Raw genomic sequence first — 1,346 nt, 5'->3', positions numbered from 1 at the left:
GCCGAGTCAGGACCGACGCGAAAGCGGCCGGCGCCAATCCAGGCCCGGCCGCCTACAGGCGCGGCGGGCCGCTCGCCATCACCGACGCCAATGTCATGCTCGGCAAACTGCGGCCCGATTTCTTCCCGACGATCTTCGGTCCCGGCCAGGACCAGCCGCTCGACGTCGAAACCGTGCGAGATAAATTCGCGGCGCTCGCCGCCGAGATCGGCGATGGACGTTCGCCCGAAGCGGTGGCCGAGGGTTTCGTCACCATCGCCGTGGAGAACATGGCCAACGCCATCAAGAAGATCTCGGTGCAGCGCGGCTACGACGTCACCGAATATCTCTTGAACTGCTTCGGCGGCGCCGGCGGCCAGCATGCCTGCCTGGTCGCCGATGCGCTCGGCATGGAAGCCGTGCTCATCCACCCCTTCTCCGGCCTGCTTTCGGCCTACGGCATCGGGCTGTCGACGGTTTTCGCCTCGCGCCAGCAGGCGCTGCTGAAACCTCTCGCCGAAGAGTCCCGTTCCCCGATCGAGGACCTGATTGCGGCATTGCGCCAAGGCGTTGTCGCTGAGCTTGCAGCGCAAGGCATTGCGGAGGCCGCCATCGCCTCCAAGCCGGTCCTGCAGATCCGCTATGACGGTACCGATACGGCGCTGCCGGTGAATTTCGAGCATGGTTCGATCTTCCGCGCCAGAAGCGATTTCGAGGCCGCCCACAAGGCGCAATTCGGCTTCGTCTACGAAAACAAGCCGATGGTCGTCGAAGCGGTCGGCGTCGAAGGCAGCGATGCCGGCGCCGCCGCGCGCGACGAAACTGAATCAAGTCTCGAAGACAAGGCGGCAAGCCCTTGGCAGATCCGGCAATTCTTCGCCGATGGCGGCTGGCGGGACGCCGGCATCTTCCAGCGCGATGGTCTGAAGCCCGGCCATAAGGTGGCCGGCCCCGCGCTGATCATCGAGCCGAACCAGACAATCGTCGTCGAGCCGGGCTGGCAGGCCGGGATCACGGCCCGGAACCATGTGCTTCTGCGGCGGATCGAGAAGAAGGCCCGGCAGGCGGCGCTCGGCACCGACGCCGATCCGGTGATGCTGGAGGTCTTCAACAACCTCTTCATGTCGATCGCCGAGCAGATGGGCGTGACGCTGCAGAACACGGCATACTCCGTCAACATCAAGGAACGGCTGGACTTTTCCTGCGCGGTGTTCGACCGCCACGGCGCGCTGGTCGCCGACGCGCCGCACATGCCGGTGCATCTGGGATCCATGGACCGCTCGGTCGAAACCGTGATCCGCCTGAACTCGGGCGACATCCACCCAGGCGACGTCTTCGCGCTCAACGCGCCCTATAATGGCTGTCTC

At 65.3% G+C, this 1,346-nt stretch carries 1 protein-coding gene; it reads left to right on the top strand.

Annotated features, from left to right (window positions below):
- Positions 1–1,346 (top strand): hydantoinase/oxoprolinase family protein (locus EOA38_RS36825; RefSeq protein ID WP_189435190.1); only part of this gene is annotated, 1,346 nt, incomplete at both ends.

Origin of the sequence: Mesorhizobium sp. M1E.F.Ca.ET.041.01.1.1, assembly GCF_003997355.1 — a bacterium.
GTDB lineage: Bacteria > Pseudomonadota > Alphaproteobacteria > Rhizobiales > Rhizobiaceae > Mesorhizobium.
The sequence above is the reverse complement of the archived record's forward strand: the minus strand, read 5'-3'. Positions and strand labels throughout refer to the sequence as shown.